This window comes from Arthrobacter sp. 05T410 (assembly GCF_056396505.1).
Window position 1 is genome coordinate 1 of record NZ_JBFTLP010000053.1, and the last position, 607, is coordinate 607.

At 65.9% G+C, this 607-nt stretch carries 1 protein-coding gene; it reads right to left on the bottom strand.

Annotated elements, in window-relative coordinates; genetic code table 11:
* Window positions 1–261: 261 nt before the first annotated feature.
* The coding region (locus AC1DFR_RS22355) for an L-serine ammonia-lyase, iron-sulfur-dependent, subunit alpha (protein ID WP_476874503.1) at window positions 262–607 on the bottom strand (346 nt) is incomplete at its 5' end.

A 607-nucleotide genomic window follows, 5' to 3' on the forward strand; every position in this document is an offset into this window, starting at 1 on the left:
GGAACCGGAACCTCCAGACGTTCAAATGTGGCTCTACCAGTCCACACCCCGCACCAGATTGCGGAACAGACCGTGGACCAGCAACCCACGAACCTCTTTGAACCCGGGGTTCCAGTCCTACGTCAGACGACCACCACACCTCATATCGTCTAGCGCCTGCACAGCTGCAGGCCGCACAACTGTAGGCCGCATGGCTGTAGGCCGCACAGCCGGAGCAGCCGGCCAGCGCCACGTCAGCCCCGGCCGGCGGCGGTCAGCTTCCTAGCACTCCACGACGTTGACGGCGAGGCCGCCCATCGCGGTTTCCTTGTATTTGGAGCTCATGTCCTTGCCGGTTTCGCGCATGGTCACGATGACTTCGTCCAGGGAGACCCGGTGCGTGCCGTCGCCCCAGAGCGCCATTTTGGCGGCGTTGATGGCTTTGGCGGCGGCGATCGCGTTGCGTTCGATGCACGGGACCTGCACGAGCCCGCCGATCGGATCGCAGGTCAGGCCCAGGTTGTGTTCCATCGCGATTTCCGCGGCGTTCTCCACCTGCTGGGGCGTGCCGCCCATGACTTCGGCCAGGCCGGCGGCCGCCATCGACGACGCCGAGCCCACCTCGCCC